Raw genomic sequence first — 20,607 nt, forward strand, 5'->3', positions numbered from 1 at the left:
TGTTCGCAATTTACTTGATGGAGCGAGCGACTAGGGTTCGGGACCGCTGCGCAGCGTGATCATCAGAAATCACGGAGAATAGATCGATGGATCCAATCCTACTTTACGGCTTCCCGATGGGAAGCTCCATGGGACTCGTTGCAGCTCTTGAATGGTTTGGCAGGCCATATCGCCTGTGTCGCGTCGACATGCTGGGCGAGATGCTGAGCCCGTCATACGCCAGGATCAATCCGCGACACGAGACGCCTGCACTTATAACGGACCAGGGCGATGTGCTGACGGAAACCATGGCGATCGCGGCTTGGCTCGAAGCCAGGGATACCGAACGGCGCATCAGCTTTGATCCGTTGTCGCCGCAAGCCGATCGCATGCACCAGCTGATGGCGTTCGTGAATACCGGCTTTACCGGCGCCTTCGCGCCGCTTTGGGTCGCAATGGAAGGCGTGGCGATGGACGACGCCATGCGTTCGGCCTTGCGGGAGTTCGGAAGGAGAAAGGTGATCGAACGTCACGACAAGCTCGAAGGCATGATCGAGCCGGCAAGGTTCCTGCTCGCCGACCGGCCGACCCTCGCGGACGCCTTGCTGGCAGGTGTGGCGCGCTGGCTCGACTTCCACGCTGTCGCGGACAGGAGCCGCTGGCCAAAGCTGGCCGCGCTGCGCCAACAACTCGAGGCCGATCCCGGGGTCATCTACGCCACCGCCGTGGAGAGCGGCAGCAATGATCCGGGAACAGGATCCTGCGCAGGCCACACCGCCCTGGCCGACGTCATCGCGCGATATGGCAAGCAAGCCTAACCAGTGGAGAGGAGGAGCGGCTTCGATCCGCTCCTCCTCACTTCACCGGCCGCTTCTCGAGCTTCCGCGCCAGCGTCCGCCGATGCATCCCGAGCCGCCTTGCGGCTTCCGAGATGTTGAAATCGGTTTCGATCAGGGTCTGGTGGATGCGTTCCCACTCCAGCGTCTTAATCGATGTCGGCCGGGCGTCGAGCGCGACCTCGGCATTGCCTGCGGCCTTGTTGAAGGCGGCCTCGATGTCGTCGGTGTTCGACGGCTTTGCCAGATAGTGGCATGCGCCGAGCTTGATGGCCTCGACGGCGGTGGAGATGCTGGCAAAGCCCGTCAGCACCACGATCAGCATCTCCGGATCGTGCGTGTGCAAGAGCTCCACGCAGGCCAGTCCCGAGGCGCCGCCGAGCTTGAGGTCGACGACGGCATAGCCAAACGATCGCTCCTCCAGGACTTTCCGCACATCCTCGATCGAGGCGGCGAGCACGACCTCGTAGTCGCGGCGCTCGAACGAACGCTTCAGGGTGCGGGCGAAGCCGGCATCGTCCTCGACGACGACGAGCGAACGATCAGGCGTCAAAGCTGCCTCCGATCGCGAGCGTTGCGAGCGGCAGCGTGAGGCGGACCGTAGCGCCGCGCTTCCTGTGGTTCTCGGCGGTCACGCTGCCCCCTAACTTGCGCACCACGTTCACCACCAGGAACAGGCCGAGCCCGCCGCCGGCGCGGCCCTTGCTCGATTGATAGGGCTTTCCGAGCTGTGCCAGCATCTCCGGCGCAAAGCCGGGGCCGCGATCGCTGATCGACAGCACGAGATGATCGCCCTCGCGCCCGGCAACGAGCTCGACCCAGTCGCGCGAGACCTCGTAGGCGTTGTCGAGCACGTTGAAGATCACCTGCTTCAGCGCGACGTCCGAGACGATTGCGACGTCTTCGCCGAAAGTGTTGACGAAATACAACGTGCGCGCCGAGCGCGCGTCGCGCCACTCTTCCACGAGCGCGGTGACGAAAGCCGCCACCGTCGTCGGCGACGATCCCTCGCCGCGGGCTTCGCCCGCCGACACCAGAATGCCTGTCACGATCGACTTGCAGCGTTGCAGCGAGGTCTCCATCTCCTCGAGGTCCTCGGCCAGCTCCTGATCGGCGGCGAGGTCGGGCATGCGGCGCCAGTCGCCGAGGATGACCGAGAGCGAGGCGAGCGGCGTGCCGAGCTCGTGAGCCGCGCCGGAGGCGAGCAGGCCCATGCGCACGATATGATCCTGCTCGGCGGCATGCTGGCGCAGCGCCGCCAGATGCGCGTCGCGCTCGCGCAAATTCCTGTTGATGCGGGTGACGAACACCACCAGCAGCACGGCGTTGAGCACGAAGCCCAGCAGCATGCCGGCAACCGTGAGGGTGTAGGTCTCGCTCAGCGGGTTCGGCGGCAGATCGAGCGGTCGGTAGGCGACGGTCAGCCAGACGAAGCTCGCGCAGGTCAAGGCGACCAGCGACCAGGTCGAGCGGCCATCGAGCAGCACCGCGCCCAGCGTCACCTGGAGCAGGAACAGCGAGGTGAAGGGATTGGTGGCGCCGCCGCTGAGGTAAAGCTGCGCGGTCAGCGCGGCGACGTCCAGCATCAGGGCGACCAGCAACTCATTGTTGGTGATCGCGGCGCGATGGCGCACCCAGACCAGGCTGGAGATGTTGAGAAATATCAGGGCGCCGATTACCGCGCCCATGCGGGTGAGGGGCAGGGGAATGCCGAGCCACACATGCACGCCGCCGATGGTCACGATCTGGCCGACCACTGCGGTCCAGCGCAGCTGGATCAGCAGCGCCATGTTCTTGCGGTTGGTCTCGTCGTCGGTTGGCGCTGTGCCGATCAGCTCGCTGCGCGCGTCCGCCTGCGATTGCAGCGTGACGGCGCTGTGCGTTCTTCCGTTGTCAGGTGGGCTCGCCGATCGTTCCAGCATCTGATCCCGTCCTGCGGGCGACAGCATCGAGGCCGCCGGCCGCTTCGTGGGCGAAGCCGCTCCAGGGCTCCTTGCGGCGGAACAGCCCGCCGCCGAATGTGACGAAAAGTCTGCCGGCCAGCATGAACGCCAGAGCAAACCACGTCAGCGCGTAGATCAGGTGGTTATTGGGAAAGCTGATCACGGTCAATCCGCCGATTGGGCCGCTGCCGGATTGTGATCGAGCGTCGGCATCGATGAAAAAGGGCGCGACGTGGTCGAGGCCGCGTGCCGTCGCAATCGCTGCGACATCCCGCGAGTACCAGCGATTGTGCTCCGGCACGTTGTTTCTGAGGAATCCGCCTTTTGGCTCCGTCACGCGCAACAGGCCGGTGATCTCGACCTGGCCTTGCGGGTTGCCGTCCCAGCGCGTCGACGCATCGCGCCGGTCGGACGGCACGAAGCCGCGGTTGACCAGGACCAGCGTGCCGTCGTCGCGCCTGAGCGGTGTCAGCACCCAATAGCCCGGGCCTTCTTCGGTGACGGCCTGAGCCAGGGTCTCGCGGTCATGCAGGAACCGGCCGGAGACGCTGACGTGTCTGTATTCGTCGTTTGCGGCGGAGACGGTCGGCCATGCCGCCGGGGAGGGGATCGGCTGGGCCGGGGCATGAACGCGCTGCTCGACGCGATCGATCAGCGCCAGCTTCCAGGCGCGGCGCTCGATCTGCCAGACGCCGAGCGCGATCAGAAGTGCAATGGCCGTGAGCGAGAGGATCGTGAGCCACAAGGGCGGGCGCGCTGCGTTGCTGCGCGTCCCGTTTGCCTCGCTCGTCACGGTCCGGGTCTCGTTCATTTCATCCCGGTCATCTGGTGGATCGGCATCATGTTGCTGTTGAGGTGGTTCATCACCCACAGCGAACCCGACAGGGCGATCACCACCATGACGATGGTGAAGATCAGCGCCATCATGCTCCAGCCGTTCTCTGACGTCGTGTTCATGTGCAGGAAGTAGATCATGTGCACGACGATCTGCACGACCGCGAAGGCCATGATCACCAGCGCGGTGATCTGCTTGCTCGGAAGCGCGCCGCTCATCACCAGCCAGAACGGGATCGCGGTGAGCACGACCGAGAGCACGAAGCCGAGCATATAGGTCGAGAACGAGCCGTGGGCATTGGCGTGGCTGTCGCCGTGATGATGATCGTCCGCGTGGGCGGCGTGAGTATCGGTGTTCATCGCAGAACTCCCAGGAGATAGACGAAGGTGAAGACGCCGATCCAGACCACGTCCAGGAAGTGCCAGAACATCGACAGGCACATCAGGCGGCGGCGATTGGCGTCGATCAGGCCGAACTTCCAGACCTGCACCATCAGGGTCACCAGCCAGATCAGGCCACAGCTGACGTGCAGGCCATGGGTGCCGACCAGGGTGAAGAAGGCGGACAGGAAAGCACTACGCTGCGGCGTCGCGCCCTCATGGATCATGTGGGCGAACTCGGACAGCTCGATGCCGATGAATGCGGCTCCGAACAGGCCGGTGATCGCCAGCCAGATCTGGGTCTGCGCGATCTTGTTCTGCTGCATCGTCAGCATGGCAAAACCATACGTGATCGACGACAGCAGTAGCATCGAGGTGTTGACCGCGACCAGCGGCAGCTCGAACAGATCCTTCGGCGCCGGGCCGGCGGCGTAATTGCCGCCGAGCACGCCGAAAGTGGCGAACAGGATCGCGAAGATGAGACAGTCGCTCATCAGATAGATCCAGAAGCCGAGCGAGGTGCTGTAGCCTTCCGGATGCGGGTGTTCGTCGGCGAGGTAGAAGACCGGCTCGCCGGTTTGCGTGGGATTGACAGCGACAGTCATTTACTTGGCTCCGGCGAGCAGCTTGGTGCGCGCGTCTTCGGCCCGGATGACGTCCTCGGCCGGAATATCGAAATCGCGGTGATAGTTGAAGGTGTGACCGATGCCGACGGCGAGCATCGCGATGAAGCTCGCGGCCGCCAGCCACCAGATGTACCAGATCAGGCCGAATCCCATCGCGGTGGCGAAGCCGGCGAGGATGATGCCGGTGCCGGTGCTGCTCGGCATGTGGATCGGCTTGAACCCGGTGAGCGGGCGCTGATAACCGCGCTTCTTCATGTCCCACCACGCGTCGTTGTCGTGAGCGACGGGGGTGAAGGCGAAGTTGTAGGCCGGCGGCGGCGAGGAGGTCGCCCATTCCAGCGTGCGCGCGTCCCAGGGATCGCCGGTGACGTCCTTGAGCTGCTCGCGCCTGAGGAAGCTGACGGCGAACTGCATCAGCATCGAGAGGATGCCAAGGAAGACCAGGAAGGCGCCAATGCCGGCGACGATGAACCAGATCTGCAGGCTCGGGTCGTCGAACACACGGAGCCGGCGGGTCACGCCCATCAGTCCGAGCACATAGAGCGGCATGAAAGCGAGGTAGAAGCCCGTGACCCAGAACCAGAACGACAGCTTGCCCCAGAACGGGTCGAGCTTGAAGCCGAACGCCTTCGGGAACCAGTAGCCGATACCGGCGAACGCGCCGAACACGACGCCGCCGATGATTACGTTGTGGAAGTGCGCGATCAGGAACAGGCTGTTGTGCAGGACGAAGTCGGCCGGCGGCACCGCGAGCAGCACGCCGGTCATGCCGCCGAGCACGAAGGTCAGCATGAACGCGATCGTCCACATCATCGGCAGCTCGAAGCGGATGCGGCCGCGATACATCGTGAATAGCCAGTTGAACATCTTCGCGCCCGTCGGGATCGAGATGATCATCGTGGTGATGCCGAAGAAGGAGTTGACGCTGGCGCCCGACCCCATCGTGAAGAAGTGGTGCAGCCAGACCAGGTACGACAGGATGGTGATGACCACCGTGGCGTAGACCATCGAGGTGTAGCCGAACAGCCGCTTGCCCGAGAAGGTCGAGGTCACTTCCGAGAAGATGCCGAAGGCGGGGAGAACCAGGATGTAGACCTCGGGATGACCCCAGATCCAGATCAGGTTCACGTACATCATCGGGCTGCCGCCGAAATCGTTCGTGAAGAAGTTGGTGCCGACGTAGCGATCGAGCGAGAGCAGCGCGAGCACGACGGTCAGAACCGGGAAGGAAGCGACGATCAGCACGTTGGTGCAGAGCGCGGTCCAGGTGAACACCGGCATCCGCATCATGGTCATGCCGGGGCACCGCAGCTTGACGATGGTGCAGATCAGGTTGATGCCGGACAGTGTCGTTCCGACGCCCGCGACCTGTAGCCCCCATATGTAATAGTCGACGCCGACATCCGGACTGTAGCCGATGTTCGACAGCGGCGGATAAGCGAGCCAGCCGGTGCGGGCGAATTCGCCGATGAACAGCGAGGCCATCACCAGCACCGCGCCGCCGACCGTCATCCAGAAGCTGAAATTGTTCAGGAACGGGAACGACACGTCGCGCGCGCCGATCTGGAGCGGCACGACGAAGTTCATCAGGCCGGTGACCAGCGGCATCGCCACGAAGAAGATCATGATCACGCCGTGGGCGGTGAAGACCTGGTCGTAGTGATGGGCGTTGAGATAGCCCTCCGAGCCGCCGAAGGCGAGCGCCTGCTGCAACCGCATCATCAGCGCGTCGGCGAAGCCGCGCAGCAGCATCACGATGCCGAGGATCATGTACATGATGCCGATGCGCTTGTGGTCGACGCTGGTGAACCACTCGCTCCAGAGATAACCCCAGACGCGGAAATAGGTCAGGCCGGCGAGCATGATGAGGCCGCCGGTCGCCACCACGGCAAACGTGCCGACGACGATCGGCTCGTGCAGCGGCAGCGATTCGAAGGTGAGCCGGCCGAAGATGAGCTTGAGAAGATCAGGAGACATGCGGGATCTCTTTACGAATCTGACTTCGGACGTTGTCCGAGGAAGAAGGACGAGGACTTCAGCGGCGTGAAACTCGGCCGCTTCAGGCCGGCGCCGAGCAGCGGCGCGGTGTCGACAGGTGCCGTGATGGAAGCGGTGGTCCTGCCCTGCGGCGCATCGGGCGTGCAGGTGCCGGCGACGAAAGTCGGCTCCGGCCCAAGCGCGGTGCCGCGGCGGGCGTACTTGTCGTAGGCCAGCGGCAGGGTGTTGTTCAGGCCCTCATGGCCGAGGCCGCCCTTGGCGTCGATCGCCATCATCTCGCTCTGGCACATCTTGCCGGTCTCGACGCACATGTTGAGGATCAGGCGGTAGAGATCGGAATCCACGGTACCGTAGCGCCGCACCGGCTCGTTCTGGCTGGGCTTTTCGAGCTGGAGATATTCGGCGCGGCCGAGCGAGCCGCCGCCGGACTTGGCGCTGGCGATCCAGGCGTCAAAGCCCTTGTCGTCGAGACCCTGGAAGTTGAAGTGCATGCCGGAGAAGCCGGCCCCGCTGTAGTTCGCCGAAAAGCCCCGATAGCTGCCGGCGTGGTTCACGACGGCGTGGAGCTTGGTCTCCATGCCCGGCATTGCGTAGATCTGGCCGGCCAGCGCGGGGATGTAGAACGAGTTCATCACCGAGGACGCGGTGATGCGGAAGTTGATCGGACGATCGACGGGAGCTGCCAGATCGTTGACGGTGGCGATGCCGTAATCCGGATAGATAAAGAGCCACTTCCAGTCGAGCGCGACGACGTCGACCTCGAGCGGGGCCTTGGACTGGTCGACTGCGCGGTCGGCATGGATGCGGCCGAGCGTGCGATAGGGGTCGAGCAGGTGCGTGCCCATCCAGGTCAGCGCGCCAAGGCAAACAATGATCAGAAGCGGCGCCGACCAGATCACCAGCTCGAGGCTGGTCGAGTGGTCCCATTCCGGCTCGTAGCGGGCGTCGGTGTTGGACTGCCGGTAGCGCCAGGCGAACAGCACCGTCAGGGCCATCACGGGGACGACAATCAGGAGCATCAGGACGGTGGAGATGATGACAAGGTCGCGCTGCTGCGCCGCGATATCGCCGGCCGGCGCCAGCACGACGTAGTTGCAGCCACTTAGCATAACCGCCAAGGGTAGCATCGCCAGGATCTTGAAACGGGACACGGGCCGAGCCTTATGAGAATGAGTTTCTTTTGCGGGGCCAAGGGGTAGCTGCGGCGCAGCAATCCCAACATTGGACAATTTGTCCAATGTTGCAGTGCGGGATGTTGCGCCAGACAGGATTCGATTGCCTGGCGCCTCGCCGGGCAGTCGGCTTTGGTTTCAGAACGTTAAGGGCGCGCGAATGGCGATGGCACAGACCCCCGCAATGGCAGACCACTCGGGCGAGCACGGCCACGACCAGGCCAGTCCCGGCGAGATCGCCATCGGCGTGATCATCGGCCGCACCTCGGAATTCTTCGACTTCTTCGTTTTCGCGATCGCCTCGGTGATCGTGTTCCCGCGCCTGGTCTTCCCGTTCACGAGCGAACTGACCGGCACCCTCTATTCCTTCATGATCTTCGCGCTGGCCTTCATGGCGCGGCCGATCGGCACCGTCATTTTCATGACGGTCGACCGCGAGTACGGCAAGACGGCCAAGCTGATCTCGGCGCTGTTCCTGCTCGGCACCGCCACCGTCGCGATCGCGTTCCTGCCCGGCTATCACGAGATCGGCGCTGCCGCGATCTGGCTGCTGGCGCTGGCGCGCATCGCACAGGGTCTGGCCTGGGGCGGCGCCTGGGACGGCATGGCCTCGCTGCTGGCGCTGAACGCGCCGCCTTCAAAGCGCGGCTGGTACGCGATGGTGCCGCAGCTTGGTGCGCCGCTTGGTCTGATCGTGGCGAGCGGGCTGTTCGCCTATTTCGCCGGGAATCTGTCGGCCGACGATTTCTTCGATTGGGGCTGGCGCTATCCGTTCTTCGTCGCCTTCGCCATCAACGTCGTAGCGCTGTTCGCGCGCCTGCGCATGGTGACGACGGAAGAATATGCCTCGCTGTTCGAGACCCGCGAATTGCAACCCTCGCGCATCTCCGAGACCGTGGCGCGCGAAGGCCAGAACATCATGCTCGGTGCGTTTGCGCCGCTGGCGAGCTTCGCGCTGTTCCACATGGTCACGGTGTTTCCGCTGTCCTGGGTGTTCCTGTTCACCCGCGAAAGCCCGGTGCGCTTCCTGATCATCGAGATCGTCGCCGCCGTGTTCGGCGTCGGCGCGATCGTGCTCTCCGGCGTCATCGCCGATCGCGTCGGCCGCAAGTCGCTGCTGATGGGATCGGCGATCGCGATCGCGATCTACAGCGGCTTTGCCCCGCAGCTGCTCGATGCCGGCGCGTTCGGCGAGACCATCTACATGGTGATCGGCTTCATCCTGCTCGGCCTCTCGTTCGGCCAGTCCTCGGGTGCGATCGCCTCGAACTTCAAGCAGGCGTATCGCTACACGGCCTCGGCGCTGACCTCCGACATGGCCTGGCTGTTCGGCGCAGGCTTTGCACCGCTGGTCGCTCTGTTGCTGGCGACCAATCTCGGCGTCATCGCCTCGGGTGCGTACCTGCTGTCAGGCGCGTTCTGGACCTTGCTCGCGCTCTGGCTCAGCGGCCAGCGCGAGGCCGGCGATATGGACGCGGGCGGTTAGGGCGTGAGCTGCAGCTACAAGCGAATGTCGTCCCGGCCTAGTGCGCAATTGCGCACGGGGGCCGGGACCCATACCGCGTGATCTATCGAACGCGGGTGTTCTTAATCCCGAACGACCAGCGCCCGCCAAATTGCTCCCTGGGGTTATGGGTCCCGGCCGACGCCGGGACGACAGCGGAGTTTGCGGAACCACCGCGCGTCAATCCGCCACGACCTTCACACGATCGCGCACCTTCACCTGCGCGTTGCGATCGAGCCCGTTGAGCACGCGAAAACGCTCGGCCGGGTGGTCGACGCCGGCCATGCGGTGGGAGAGCGATTCCACGGTGTCGCCAGGCTGTACGGTGATGACCTTGATGCGCAGCGGGCGCGCGGCCTGGATCTCGTCGAGCGTCAGGCGGCGGAATGAACCGACGGTCTCGCGCGCATTGCGCTCGCTCTCGGTCGACTTCTGCCGTGCCGCGAAGATGAAGCGGTAGACGTCGCTGCCGAAGCGCAGCGCATAGACCTTGAACTGCCACTGGTCGCCCTTGGCGGTGGCGGACGCAGCCGGAAAACCGTTGATGGTGATGTCCTCGGTGGAGGCCTTCTCGACGCCCTCCATCCAGCCGGAATTCAGGTAATCGCCCAGCGACTGTTCGGCCGGCACCCGCACGACGTCGAAGCGCATCGCCTGCGAGCCGCCGTCGCGCACGCCGATCACGGCCTGCGCGGTGTTGTCGAGCGTAAAATTGTCCGGCGCCTGGAAGGTGAAACCGAGCTTCGGATGCAGGAAGCGCCGGCCACGGACAAAACCTTCGCTGGGGTCTTCGCCGTAGACGAGATTGTCGATCGCGGCGAGATAGGTCTCGCGGTCGCGTTCGCCGCCCTCTGGCGCTGCGTATTGCCGCGCGATGGTCTGCGCGTTCTGCACGCGCTCGGGCGTTGCCGGATGCGACGAGGTGAAATCCTGCGCCCGCGGATCGAGCGAGGTCTTGCCGACCTTCAGCTCGGCATTGCGCTCCATCGCCGAGAGAAAGCGTGCAGCACCATAAGGATCGAAATGGGCCTTGGCGGAGATGCCGACGCCGACGCCGTCGGCCTCGAACTCCTGATTGCGCGAAAAGCTCGCCATGGTCAGCTTGGTCTTGGCGAGCGCCAGCGCGGTGAGATCGGGATCGTTGCTCATGTCGGTGACGACGCGGGTGACGATCGCGGCCTGGCGGGCCTGGTCCTCGCGCATCGCGGCGTGCTTGGACAGCACATGCGCCATCTCGTGGCTGAGCACGGAAGACAATTCCGACGTATCGCTCGCCAGCGCAAGAAGACCGCGCGTGACATAGAGCTGGCCGTTCGGCAGCGCGAAGGCGTTCACCGCGCCGGAATTGAGGATCGTGACCCTGTAACCCTGATCGGGGCGGTCGGACGCTGCGACCAGGCGGTCGACGGTCTTGGTGACGAGCGATTCGAGCCTGGGGTCGTCATATGTGCCGCCGTAGCTCGCCAGGATGCGCTCGTGCTCCTTTTCGGTGGCGGGGGTCTGCGCGACGGCCGGCTTCGGCTTGGGCATTGCGACGGTCGGGGGCGCCGCCGCGGTCTGGAACCGGCCCATATCGCCGCAACCGGCGAGGGCTGAACCCAGCACGAGGCATAGCGCAGCCGGCGCTGCCCGCAGGCGGCGGCGTTCACCTCGTCCGTGCCGTCCTAGCACCCCATTCACGTCGCTTAACCCGTGCCTGGCCCTTTTTAGGGCCTTACCCCTGTCGGCTCGTTTGCGCCCAGCAACTCGATTTGTCCCACGAGGCGTACATCGATACGCGGCCCCGTATTCCCCTCAGCCCAGCCCCTGACACGAATACGCTTATTTTCCAGAGACTTAAGGGCGATCCCGGCGCTTTCGAACGCGGGTATCATGCGCTTTGAAATAGTCACGGCGAAGCCGCGTGTCCAGTTTCGTCCGAAGTTGAGGTAGGTCATTGCCCCAGCTTGCCGGACCGACAGGACTTTGCCCTCGACCACCACAAAACGCCCGATCCCCGCCAAAATATCGTCCGGACTTTCCGCGTTTTTTATGGCCGACAGGTCAGCCCAGCTGCCCTTTTTTTGGCGCCTTGCCTCGGCCTCCGCCGCCATCAGGGCGGCCGCGCAGTCCTTATCGGCGATCTCGGCGGAGACGATGGCGTCGCCCTCGGCGAGGAGCGTCGCCTGCACGGAGATGTCGCTCTCGCCGACAAAGACCAGCGCGCCCTGGCGGCCATAGCGGTCGGGCGTGTCGTCGGCGCTGCGCAAAATAACGTCGCGACCGACGAGCAGCGTCGTCAGCGCCTGCTTCGTGGTTGCGGTCGGCTCGATGCCGGTCAAGCGGATTTCCCGGCCGTCATCGAGACGCAGACTGCGCGCATCGATCGCGGTGACGCGGCCTTCGCCCTGGGACTCGAACTGGCACGGCGTGGCGGACGCACCGCGAGCCGCGACCAGAAGACATGCGACGATGAGATGAAGCAGTCGCGTCACGTTGCCCGGAAAGGTTGCGTTGCGCTCCAACCATAACTCAAGCGCGGTGGGGCGCGAAGACTGTTTGTTCATACTCCGTCATTGCGAGCGCAGGGAAGCAATCCAGAGTCCCTCCGAGGAAAGATCCTGGATTGCTTCGCTGCGCTCGCAATGACGGCGGAGGCACTCTTCCGCATCTCGTCATTCCGCTTTGCGGAAAGCGCGTGTTGATCGTTCATCTGCATCGTCCCGTGCGCTTGCTGCGCTGTCGCGCATGCGGCATGATTGCGGTAACAGCAATAACCAAGCCGCCATCAGAGTACGGCGCGATAAGGGAGGTCTTTTCGATGAAGCATGTTTTGTCGGGCATTTTTGCCGCTGCGTTGGCGCTGAGCGCGAGCGCCGTGCAGGCCCAGGACAAGCCGCCACTGAAGATCGGCGGCATCCTCGACATGTCGAGCCTTTATGCCGACATCACCGGCCCCGGCAGCGAGACCGCGGCCAAGATGGCCGTGGAGGACTTTGGCGGTGAGGTGCTCGGCCGCAAGATCCAGGTGCTGGCTGCCGACCATCAGAACAAGGCCGATCTCTCCGCCAATATCGCCCGCGACATGCTCGACAATCAGGGCGTCGAAATGATCTATGACGTCGCGGCCTCCGCGACCGCGCTCGCCGCCGGCGAGATCGCGAAAGCGCGCAACAAGATCATCATGTTCAACGGCCCGGGCTCGATCCGCCTCACCAACGAGGCCTGCGGTCCCTATACCATTCACTACGTGTTCGACACCTACGGTCAGGCCAATGTGACCGGCCTTGCGGCCGTGAAGTCGGGCCTCGACACTTGGTACTTCCTCACCGCCGACTACGCCTTCGGCCAGGATCTGGAAAAGGACACCAGCGCCGTCGTGACCAAGACCGGCGGCAAGGTGCTCGGCAGCGTGCGCCATCCGCTCAACACGTCGGATTTCTCGTCGTTCCTGCTCCAGGCCCAAGCCTCGAAAGCCAAGGTGATCGGGCTTGCGAATGCCGGCGGCGACACCGTCAACGCCATCAAGCAGGCGGCCGAGTTCGGCATCACCAAGGGCGGCCAGAAGGTCTCGCCGCTGCTCGCCTTCGTGACCGATATCGACTCCATCGGACTCGAGACCGCGCAGGGCCTGTTGCTGGCGGAAGCCTTCTACTGGGATCTCAACGATGACACCCGCGCGTTCTCGAAGCGCTTCCAGGAGCGTATGAAGCGGCCGCCGACCTCGGCGCAAGCTGGTGTCTATTCGTCCGTGACTCACTATCTGAAAGCGGTGAAGGCAGCCGGCACGACCGACGCTGCGACGGTGATGAAAGTGATGAAGGAGACGCCGATCAACGACTTCTTCGCCAAGAACGGCAAGATCCGCGAGGACGGCCGCATGCTGCACGACATGTACCTGTTCGAGGTCAAGAAGCCGTCGGAATCCAAGGGCCGCTGGGACGACTACAAGCTGCTCGCCACCGTGCCCGGCAGCGAGGCGTTCCAGTCGCTGGAGCAGTCGCGCTGCCCGTTGGTGAAGAAATAAACACCGTCATTGCGAGGAACGAAGCGACGAAGCAATCCAGACTGTCTCCGCGGAAACATCTCTGGATTGCTTCGCTTCGCTCGCAATGACGAGCGTCGATAGACCGAAGCAAACAACAACAAGGGAGACGTCCCATGAGCAACGACATGGTCCTGCAGAAGCTCGAAGGCGGGCTGCTCACCATCACCATGAACCGGCCCGAGCGCAAGAACGCGCTCAACCCGGACATGGTGGCCGGGCTGGTCGTGGCGGCACGGCGCGCGGCGGATGATCCGGAGGTGCGCGCGGTCTTGTTCAAGGGCGCGGGCGGCTCCTTCTGCGTCGGCGGCGACGTCAAGTCGATGGCGGAGGGCCGGGCGCCGCTGCCGTTCGAAGTGAAAATGGCGAACCTGCGCCGCGGCATGGAAGTGTCGCGTATCCTGCACCAGATGCCAAAGCCCGTGGTGGCACAGCTCGATGGAGCTGCCGCCGGCGCGGGTCTGTCGATGGCGCTGTCGTGTGACCTCCGCGTCGCTTCCGAATCCTGCAAGATCACCACCGCCTTCGCAAAAGTCGGCTTCTCCGGCGATTACGGCGGCACCTATTTCCTCACCCAGCTGCTCGGCAGTGCGCGGGCGCGCGAGCTCTATCTGACCTCGCCGGTGCTGACCGCGAAGGAAGCACATGCGATCGGCATGGTGACCAAGGTTGTTCCCGACGCCGAGATCGATACGGCCGCGCACGAGCTCGCACTGTCGCTGGCGCAGGGCCCGTCGATCGCGCTTGGCTTCATCAAGCGCAACATCAACAATGCCGAGCATCTCGCGCTGGAGGATTGCTTCGACGGCGAGGCGATCCATCACACCCGCTGCAGCGATACCGAGGATCACAAGGAGGCCGCAAAGGCGTTCGTCGAGAAGCGCAAGCCGACCTTCAAGGGCGCATGACGATGGCGCCCTATATGCGGTTGCGGCAGATCTGCCTGGTCGCGCCGCAGCTCGCGCCCGTGATCGCGGATATCGCTGACATCATGGGCCTCGCTGTCTGCTACCGCGACGGCAACGTCGCGAAATACGGCCTGGAGAACGCGCTGCTGCCGGTCGACACGATCCTGCTGGAGGTGGTCGCGCCGTTCAAGGAGGGCACCACGGCCGGCCGCTTCATCGAGAAGAGCGGCGGCCGCGGCGGCTACATGGCGATCTTCTGCTGCAACGATCCCGACGAGCGCGGCCGTAACGCCAACGCTCTGGGCGTGCGCACCGCCAACGTGATCGACCACGCGCCCTATCACGGCGTGCAGCTCCATCCCCGCGACTGTCGCGCCGCCTTCATCGAGTTCAACCACACCGAAGGCAGCGACGACATTTTGGGGCCTTATCCGCCAGCGGGGCCAGACTGGCATAAATTCATCCGCAAGGACGTGACGCAGGCGTTGACGAGCGTGGAAATACAGAGCCCGGACCCGCAAGGGCTGGCCGAGCATTGGGGCAAGCTCATCGGCGTGGCGCCGAGTGGCGATGTCGAACTGAAGCTGACCAACGCGACCTTCCGGTTCGTGAAGGGCGCCAGCGAAATCATGAGCGCGCTGGAGTTTCAGGTGACAGATGTGGCCCAGGTGCTGCATGCCGCCAAGGCCAAGGGGCTCGCGGTGGCGGGCAATGAGTTTCTGCTGAGCGGCGTGACATTTCGGCTCGCTGCTTGACCACTTGCGCTAGTTCTCGTTGTGTCGTCAGGCCCGGCCATGACGGGGGTAGCGCCAGACCGACAATTGGAATCTGCACATGCCGCATCCGCTCGACAGCTTCTTTGCACCCGCCAGCATCGCGCTGATCGGTGCTTCGCGCGATCACGAGAAGATTCCGGGGCGCCTGCTGTCGATGTTGCGCAAGAACGAGTATCCCGGAAAAATCTATCCGGTGAACCCGAACTACGCCGAGATCGACGGCCTCATTTGCTACAAATCGATCACCGACATCGGCGCGCCGGTCGATCTCGCAATCATCCTCATCCCCGCCCGCGCGGTGCTCGCCGCGCTCGAACAATGCGCCGCCGCCGGCGTGAAGAACGCTGTTATCATCTCCTCCGGCTTCGCCGAGGAGGGCGGGGAGAGCGCGGCGATGCAGGACGCGATCGCGGCGCTGGCGAGGCGCACCGGCATGCGGATTTCCGGTCCGAATGCCGAAGGCTTTTTCAGCCAGAAGCAGCGCGTGGCGGCGACGTTCAGTCCCGCCGTGGACGTCAAGCCGAGCGTGGTGCCGCTGGTCGCCACGACGAAGCGGATCGGCATCGTGGCGCAGAGCGGCGGCATCGGCTTTGCGTATTATCACCGCGCCAGTGCGCTCGGCATTGCCGTGAGCTATGTCGTCAGTGCCGGCAACGAATCCGATCTCGGGGCCGGCGAGTTTCTGGATTACATGGTGCAGGACGCTTCAACGGACGTGATCCTGCTGTTCATCGAAGGCATTCGCGACGTCGACAAGTTTCTCGCGGCAGCGCGGCGCGCCGCCGAACTGAAAAAGCCTGTCATCGTCACGAAGGTCGGCCGCTCCGGCGCCGGGATGCGCGCGGCCGCCTCGCACACCGCGAGCATGGCCGGATGGTCGGCGGCCTACGACGCGGTGTTCGCCAAATATGGCTTCATCGTCTCCAACGATCTCGACGAGGCGCTGACGATCGCAGCTGTGCTTGCGACCAATCCGTTGCCGAAAGGCGATCGCGTCGCCGTGGTCACCGTCTCCGGCGGCGCCGGCATCTGGGGCGCCGATGCCGTGGCGCTGCAAGGCTTGCAGGTGCCGGAGCTCTCCGAAAAAGTCCAGGCGGAGATCAGCGCGCTGATGCCGTCCTACGGCACCGCGCGCAACCCGATCGACGTCACGGCGCAGGGCGTGACCTCGGGCGGCTTGCAAAAGAGCGTCGATGTGCTCACCGCGTCGGACGAGATCGACGCAATCCTGATCGTGCTGTCGCTGTCGAGCGACGTCCGGAAGCCCTTCAAGGAAGCCGAGCTGACGCCGGTGCTGGCCGCGCAGCACAAGCCGGTGGTGTTCTATTCCTACACGGTACCGTCCGATTTCGCGCGGCGCGAGCTTGCCAAATCCGGCGTCGTGGTGCTCTCCGGCCTCACTTATGTCGGCGTCGCGATGCGGCAGCTCGTCGATTATGCCACCTTCGAGCTGCGGAAGCCCGCGGACGGGGCGCAAGTCCCCGCGCGAGACATCTCAGCACAGCTGAAATCGCCTGCGCTCTCGGAAGCCGACAGCAAGACATTGCTCCGCGCCGCCGGCATCGCGCTGCCGGATGAAGTGCTGGTGAAGGACAAGGGCGAGCTCGATGATGCCGTCGCCCGCGTCGGCTTTCCGCTGGTGCTGAAGATCCAGTCGCCGGACATCGCGCACAAGAGCGAGGTCGGCGGCGTGCGCGTCAATATCACCACAAAGGGCGAAGCGTTTCTGGCGTTCGAGGCGCTGCTCAACAATGTGCGCCAGCACAGGCCTGAGGCGGCCATTCAGGGCGTGCTGGTCTGCCCGATGGCGAAGCAGGGTGTCGAGATCATCATCGGCACCATGACAGACGCGACGTTCGGGCCGATGGTGATGGTGGGCCTTGGCGGCATCACGACCGAATTGTTCCGCGACGTCGTCTACCGCCCGGCGCCGGTCAGCGCAGAAGAAGCCGGCACGATGCTGGCGCGCTTGAAAGCCGCGCCGCTGCTGACGGGATTTCGCGGGGCGGCGATGGCGGATGTTGCGGCGGTGTCGCAGTTGATCGCGGACATTTCCGTGCTTGCCGCGCAACATGCAGAGGAGATCGCGGAGATCGAGCTCAACCCGGTGCTGGTGCACGCGGAAGGGCAGGGCGTGACGATCGTGGACGCGCTGGTGGTGGGGCGGAGATCATCCCTCTCCCCTTGTGGGAGAGGGTGGCTCGCCGCGAAGCGGCGAGACGGGTGAGGGGTCTCTCTCCACAAGCGCAAGAGAATGGCTTGCGGAGACAACCCCTCATCCGGCGCTTCGCGCCACCTTCTCCCACAAGGGGAGAAGGAAGAAAGGAGCTACCGCCCCCTGAAATTCGCCACCCGCCGCTCTTCCGTGGCCTTCACGCCTTCCTTGAAGTCTTCCGTCGCGCGCAGCCGGGTCTGCTCCTCGAGCTCGTGATTGGTCGCGGCCATCACGCGGTCGGCGAGGCCAGCGCGCATCGTGGCGCGGGTGGAGACGAGGCCGAGCGGGGAGCATTCGGCGATTTCGCCGGCGAGCTTCAGTGCGGCCGCCTTGACCTGGTCCTGCGGCACCAGCTCGTTGGCGAGGCCCCATTTGAAGGCCTCTTCACCGGTGACGCGGCGGCTGGTGTAGAACATCAGCTCGGCGTTGTTCTTTCCGATCAGCTCGGGCAGCGTCACAGTCAGGCCGAAGCCGGGATGAAAGCCGAGCTTTGTAAAGTTCGCGGAGAAGCGCGCTTCGGGGCAGGTGACCCGGAAGTCCGCCGAGACCGCGAGGCCCAATCCGCCGCCGATGGCGGCGCCCTGCACGGCGGCGACGATCGGCTTCTTGGCGCGGAAGATGCGCACGGCCTGGATGTAGAGATGATTGATCGCCCCGAGGCTATCGGCCGGATCGCCCTTGGCCGTCTTATCGGCTTCGCGCGCCTCTTGCGCCTGTCGTGCCGGGTCCTGGAAATTGGCGCCGGCGCAAAACGCCTTGCCCTGGGCCGATAGCACCGAGGCGCGAATCTCGATGTCGCGATCGAACTCGTCGAGTGCGTCCGCGATCTGGTTGATCAGCGAAATGTCGAAGAAGTTGAGCGGCGGGCGGCGGATCTCGATGGTGCCGACGTGACCAACTTTTTCGACGCCGATATCTTTATAGGTGCTCATGATGTCCTCGAATGATTAGCGCAAGCCAAGCCCGCGGGCGATGATGCCGCGCAGCACCTCGGTGGTGCCGCCCTGGATGGTGAGTTTCGGTGCGGTCTTGATGGCGAAGTCGAGCTGCCGCTCCAGCGTCTCGCGGTTGGTCGCGGTCTCCTCGACGAAGGCGGCGAGATCGCGCACGCGGTGCGGCAGCTGCTGCTCCCACACCGTGCCGATGTCCTTGACGATGGAGGCTTCGACGACGGGCTCCTTGCCGGCTTGCAGCATGCCCGCGACCGAGACCGACATGCGCCGCATGGTGTGGAGCTGCGCCACCAGCCGGCCGATCCCTTCGGCACTGCGCGTATCCGGATTGGGACCAACGGCGCGAACCAGCTCGGTCAGCACGTAATAGGTCTCCAGAAAGCGCTCGGGGCCCGAACGCTCGTAGGCAAGCTCGCTCGTCGCCTGCTTCCAGGCGCCGTCGACTTCGCCGAGCACGTGATCGTCGGGCACGAAGAAGTCGGTGAACACGACCTCGTTGAACTCGTACTGGCCGGTGATCTGGCCGATCGGGTTCACCTGGATGCCCGGCTGCTTCATCTTGACCAGAAACTGGGTCAGGCCGTGACGTCGGTTTTCCTTGGTCGGCTGCGACGTCCGGAAGATCGCGATCATGTAGTCGGCGATATGCGCCGACGAGGTCCAGATCTTGGTGCCATTGATGAGATAGCCGCCGTCGGTCTTGGTCGCGCGGGTCTTCGCGGCAAACAGGTCCGAGCCGGAGTTCGGTTCGCTCATGCCGATCGCGAAGCAGATCTCGCCGCGGCAGATGCGCGGCAGGATGTCCATCTTGATGTGCTCTGGGGCGTATTTCAGCAGCACCGGCCCGCTCTGGCGATCGGCGACGAAGAAGCGCCGCGTCGGCGCGTTGGCGACGCGCATCTCCTCCGTCACCACGTAACGTTCGAGGAACGAGCGCTCCTGGCCGCCATATTTTTTCGGCCATGTCATGCCGAGCCAACCCTTGGCGCCGACCCGGCGGGAGAATTCCGGCGCGTCGGTGTCTTCGCGGTTGGGCTTGTGCGGATCGAAGGTACCGGCGGCGATTTCCTCCGCGAGGAAGGCGCGTACTTCCTTGCGCAATTGCTCGCATTTCTCGGGCAGGCGGATCGGATCGAAACGGAGGGCAGCGGTCATTGTTGTCTCGTCCCTGATCAGCGCGAAGCCACGAGCGGCCACAATTCGTCGGCGCCGCGGTTGGCAATGAGCTTGCCGAGCTCGACGGCCCAGTGGCTTTCCGAACCGAAATCGTCGCGCCAGGCAAGCGCCCGCAGCGAATAGCGGTGCAGGATGTGCTCCAGGGTGAAGCCGATCGCGCCATGGACCTGGTGCGCAATGGCGCCGCCCTTTTCCGCAGCTTCCGCGCAGCGGATCTTTGCGGAGGCGGCTTCGAGATAGACCGCGTCATCGAACGACTTTGCGTTGGCGTTGGCGATGGCGTCGGCCGCGGAAGTCGCAGCCGCAAGCGCAGCAGCCGACTCGCCGGCGAGGCGGGCGAGATTGTGCTGCACCGCCTGGAATTTGGAGATTTTCTTCTCGAAGGCGACGCGCTCGTTGGAATAGCGCACGGAGATGTCGAGCATCGATTCCAGCGCGCCCGCGATCTGAAGGCTACGCGCGACGCCGCCCATCAGCATCATTGTGGTCTGGTCAAAGCCGCTCGGGGCGGGCTTGATGGTGACGGGCTGGACCTTGTCGAGCGTGACGGTGTCGCTGTGGTCGTAGCCGACATTGAGTCCGGTCTCGATCCGACCCTTGCTCGCATCGACCAGCGCGACCGCGACGCCGTCCTTGCCGTGGGCCAGCAGTGCGAAGTGCTTTGCCGCCTTTGCGAAGGGCACGCCGCGGGCGCGGCCGGAGAGCGCACCATCGGCATCGCGGGTGATGCGATCCTTGGGCGACGCCGGCAGCACCGTCATCTCCCCCTCCGGGGAAGCGATCTTCGCCTGCGCCAGCAGCCAGCCGGCCAGCATGGTCTCGGCCAGGGGAACCGCGACTGCGAAACGGCCGGCCGCGTTCAGCAGCGCAAAGCCGTCGGCCAGACTCGCGCCGGAGCCGCCGAGATCGTCGGGCACCCAGGCCAGCGGCAGGCCGGCCTCGCTCAGCGCCTGCCACAGCGGCGCCTGCCACGAATCCTTCTTGTCGTTGTTGACGGTCTGCGGATCGGCGAGATCGGCGAAGATTTTCTCCGCGGTCTCGACGACGATATTGTCACTTTCCGCCACAGCGTTCCCCGTGTTTTGCCATTGGCGCATCCGGCCCCAGTGGGGCGGGCGCGCAGGTTCTTCTTGCGCCCGATGATCCAAAAAAGCCATGGCCCTGACAAGCGCTGATCGCAGGTCAACCTGCGGCGCGGGCATGGGCGATGAGCTAATTCCGCTTAGCGGAGTTTGCTCGATTTGCAGGGCGCGGCAAACTCGCTAAACAGAACGTCGATACT

At 64.4% G+C, this 20,607-nt stretch carries 18 protein-coding genes; 6 read left to right on the top strand and 12 right to left on the bottom strand.

The window, feature by feature from the left end; genetic code table 11:
* The first annotated feature begins 86 nt into the window (after positions 1 to 86).
* Positions 87 to 797, top strand: coding sequence for a glutathione S-transferase family protein (locus RX329_RS02950; RefSeq protein ID WP_026232428.1), 711 nt, complete (start codon positions 87 to 89; stop codon positions 795 to 797).
* Positions 798 to 834: 37 nt separating this feature from the next.
* Here RX329_RS02950 and RX329_RS02955 read toward each other — a convergent pair whose 3' ends face one another.
* The 7 genes from RX329_RS02955 to cyoA are packed head-to-tail and all read right to left on the bottom strand — an operon-like array spanning position 835 to position 7,748.
* Positions 835 to 1,368: a response regulator transcription factor gene (locus tag RX329_RS02955; RefSeq protein WP_018452952.1), complete on the bottom strand. Its 534-nt coding sequence runs from the start codon at positions 1,366 to 1,368 to the stop codon at positions 835 to 837.
* Positions 1,358 to 2,737: an ATP-binding protein gene (locus RX329_RS02960; protein WP_018452953.1), complete on the bottom strand. Its 1,380-nt coding sequence runs from the start codon at positions 2,735 to 2,737 to the stop codon at positions 1,358 to 1,360. Before RX329_RS02960 ends, RX329_RS02955 begins: the two co-directional genes overlap by 11 nt.
* Positions 2,709 to 3,569 (bottom strand): SURF1 family protein, encoded by an 861-nt coding sequence (locus RX329_RS02965; RefSeq protein ID WP_018452954.1) that lies wholly within the window; start codon positions 3,567 to 3,569, stop codon positions 2,709 to 2,711. The genes RX329_RS02960 and RX329_RS02965 overlap by 29 nt, the downstream gene beginning before the upstream one ends.
* On the bottom strand, positions 3,566 to 3,952 hold the full coding sequence (cyoD, locus tag RX329_RS02970) for a cytochrome o ubiquinol oxidase subunit IV (protein ID WP_018452955.1): 387 nt from the start codon (positions 3,950 to 3,952) through the stop codon (positions 3,566 to 3,568). Before cyoD ends, RX329_RS02965 begins: the two co-directional genes overlap by 4 nt.
* Entirely contained in the window at positions 3,949 to 4,578 is a 630-nt protein-coding gene (gene cyoC, locus RX329_RS02975) for a cytochrome o ubiquinol oxidase subunit III (protein ID WP_085358837.1), read from the bottom strand. Before cyoC ends, cyoD begins: the two co-directional genes overlap by 4 nt.
* The gene (gene cyoB / locus RX329_RS02980) at positions 4,579 to 6,576 is read right to left on the bottom strand and encodes a cytochrome o ubiquinol oxidase subunit I (RefSeq protein WP_018452957.1); all 1,998 of its coding nucleotides are present in this window, start codon (positions 6,574 to 6,576) and stop codon (positions 4,579 to 4,581) included. It abuts the gene before it with no gap.
* Between the two features lie 11 nt (positions 6,577 to 6,587).
* Positions 6,588 to 7,748: a ubiquinol oxidase subunit II gene (cyoA, locus tag RX329_RS02985; protein WP_026232429.1), complete on the bottom strand. Its 1,161-nt coding sequence runs from the start codon at positions 7,746 to 7,748 to the stop codon at positions 6,588 to 6,590.
* A 181-nt stretch (positions 7,749 to 7,929) separates the two neighbouring features.
* Here cyoA and RX329_RS02990 point away from each other — a divergent pair, with 181 nt between their 5' ends.
* Positions 7,930 to 9,255, top strand: a complete 1,326-nt coding sequence (locus RX329_RS02990; RefSeq protein ID WP_007604615.1) for an MFS transporter — start codon at positions 7,930 to 7,932, stop codon at positions 9,253 to 9,255.
* A gap of 198 nt (positions 9,256 to 9,453) precedes the next feature.
* Here the strand turns inward: RX329_RS02990 and RX329_RS02995 are convergent, their stop codons facing one another.
* The gene (locus RX329_RS02995) at positions 9,454 to 10,845 is read right to left on the bottom strand and encodes a M48 family metalloprotease (RefSeq protein ID WP_018452960.1); all 1,392 of its coding nucleotides are present in this window, start codon (positions 10,843 to 10,845) and stop codon (positions 9,454 to 9,456) included.
* Positions 10,846 to 10,979: 134 nt separating this feature from the next.
* On the bottom strand, positions 10,980 to 11,819 hold the full coding sequence (locus RX329_RS03000) for a thermonuclease family protein (protein WP_018452961.1): 840 nt from the start codon (positions 11,817 to 11,819) through the stop codon (positions 10,980 to 10,982).
* Positions 11,820 to 12,073: 254 nt separating this feature from the next.
* On the opposite strand from RX329_RS03000, the gene RX329_RS03005 reads away from it, so the two are divergent.
* The 4 genes from RX329_RS03005 (at position 12,074) to RX329_RS03020 (ending at position 17,208) form a co-directional block, all read left to right on the top strand.
* Positions 12,074 to 13,279 carry an ABC transporter substrate-binding protein gene (locus RX329_RS03005; RefSeq protein WP_018452962.1) on the top strand — a complete coding sequence of 402 codons (1,206 nt, stop codon included), beginning with the start codon at positions 12,074 to 12,076 and terminating at the stop codon, positions 13,277 to 13,279.
* 134 nt (positions 13,280 to 13,413) lie between these two features.
* Positions 13,414 to 14,205 carry an enoyl-CoA hydratase gene (locus RX329_RS03010; protein ID WP_085351625.1) on the top strand — a complete coding sequence of 264 codons (792 nt, stop codon included), beginning with the start codon at positions 13,414 to 13,416 and terminating at the stop codon, positions 14,203 to 14,205.
* A 2-nt stretch (positions 14,206 to 14,207) separates the two neighbouring features.
* Positions 14,208 to 14,960 carry a hypothetical protein gene (locus RX329_RS03015; RefSeq protein ID WP_026232430.1) on the top strand — a complete coding sequence of 251 codons (753 nt, stop codon included), beginning with the start codon at positions 14,208 to 14,210 and terminating at the stop codon, positions 14,958 to 14,960.
* 79 nt (positions 14,961 to 15,039) lie between these two features.
* Positions 15,040 to 17,208: an acetate--CoA ligase family protein gene (locus RX329_RS03020; RefSeq protein WP_085358833.1), complete on the top strand. Its 2,169-nt coding sequence runs from the start codon at positions 15,040 to 15,042 to the stop codon at positions 17,206 to 17,208.
* A gap of 101 nt (positions 17,209 to 17,309) precedes the next feature.
* Here RX329_RS03020 and RX329_RS03025 read toward each other — a convergent pair whose 3' ends face one another.
* Genes RX329_RS03025 through RX329_RS03035 form a run of 3 tightly spaced genes read right to left on the bottom strand, consistent with a single transcriptional unit; the run spans position 17,310 to position 20,392 of the window.
* Complete coding sequence (locus tag RX329_RS03025; RefSeq protein ID WP_018452966.1) at positions 17,310 to 18,128, bottom strand: enoyl-CoA hydratase/isomerase family protein; 819 nt, start codon at positions 18,126 to 18,128, stop codon at positions 17,310 to 17,312.
* Between the two features lie 15 nt (positions 18,129 to 18,143).
* Positions 18,144 to 19,304 carry an acyl-CoA dehydrogenase family protein gene (locus RX329_RS03030; protein WP_085351673.1) on the bottom strand — a complete coding sequence of 387 codons (1,161 nt, stop codon included), beginning with the start codon at positions 19,302 to 19,304 and terminating at the stop codon, positions 18,144 to 18,146.
* Positions 19,305 to 19,321: 17 nt separating this feature from the next.
* On the bottom strand, positions 19,322 to 20,392 hold the full coding sequence (locus tag RX329_RS03035; RefSeq protein WP_085358868.1) for an acyl-CoA dehydrogenase family protein: 1,071 nt from the start codon (positions 20,390 to 20,392) through the stop codon (positions 19,322 to 19,324).
* Positions 20,393 to 20,607: the final 215 nt, after the last annotated feature.

The organism is Bradyrhizobium sp. BWC-3-1, assembly GCF_032917965.1.
Lineage (GTDB): Bacteria > Pseudomonadota > Alphaproteobacteria > Rhizobiales > Xanthobacteraceae > Bradyrhizobium > Bradyrhizobium canariense_D.

Coding starts and splice junctions, on each gene's coding strand:
- cyoC (WP_085358837.1), bottom strand. CDS start 4,578: ATGACTGTCGCTGTCAATCCCACGCAAACCGGCGAGCCGGTCTTCTAC.
- RX329_RS03010 (WP_085351625.1), top strand. CDS start 13,414: ATGAGCAACGACATGGTCCTGCAGAAGCTCGAAGGCGGGCTGCTCACC.
- RX329_RS03015 (WP_026232430.1), top strand. CDS start 14,208: ATGGCGCCCTATATGCGGTTGCGGCAGATCTGCCTGGTCGCGCCGCAG.
- RX329_RS03020 (WP_085358833.1), top strand. CDS start 15,040: ATGCCGCATCCGCTCGACAGCTTCTTTGCACCCGCCAGCATCGCGCTG.
- RX329_RS02960 (WP_018452953.1), bottom strand. CDS start 2,737: ATGCTGGAACGATCGGCGAGCCCACCTGACAACGGAAGAACGCACAGC.
- RX329_RS02950 (WP_026232428.1), top strand. CDS start 87: ATGGATCCAATCCTACTTTACGGCTTCCCGATGGGAAGCTCCATGGGA.
- RX329_RS02965 (WP_018452954.1), bottom strand. CDS start 3,569: ATGAACGAGACCCGGACCGTGACGAGCGAGGCAAACGGGACGCGCAGC.
- RX329_RS03005 (WP_018452962.1), top strand. CDS start 12,074: ATGAAGCATGTTTTGTCGGGCATTTTTGCCGCTGCGTTGGCGCTGAGC.
- RX329_RS03030 (WP_085351673.1), bottom strand. CDS start 19,304: ATGACCGCTGCCCTCCGTTTCGATCCGATCCGCCTGCCCGAGAAATGC.
- RX329_RS03025 (WP_018452966.1), bottom strand. CDS start 18,128: ATGAGCACCTATAAAGATATCGGCGTCGAAAAAGTTGGTCACGTCGGC.
- RX329_RS02995 (WP_018452960.1), bottom strand. CDS start 10,845: ATGGGCCGGTTCCAGACCGCGGCGGCGCCCCCGACCGTCGCAATGCCC.
- cyoB (WP_018452957.1), bottom strand. CDS start 6,576: ATGTCTCCTGATCTTCTCAAGCTCATCTTCGGCCGGCTCACCTTCGAA.
- RX329_RS02990 (WP_007604615.1), top strand. CDS start 7,930: ATGGCGATGGCACAGACCCCCGCAATGGCAGACCACTCGGGCGAGCAC.
- cyoD (WP_018452955.1), bottom strand. CDS start 3,952: ATGAACACCGATACTCACGCCGCCCACGCGGACGATCATCATCACGGC.
- RX329_RS03000 (WP_018452961.1), bottom strand. CDS start 11,819: ATGAACAAACAGTCTTCGCGCCCCACCGCGCTTGAGTTATGGTTGGAG.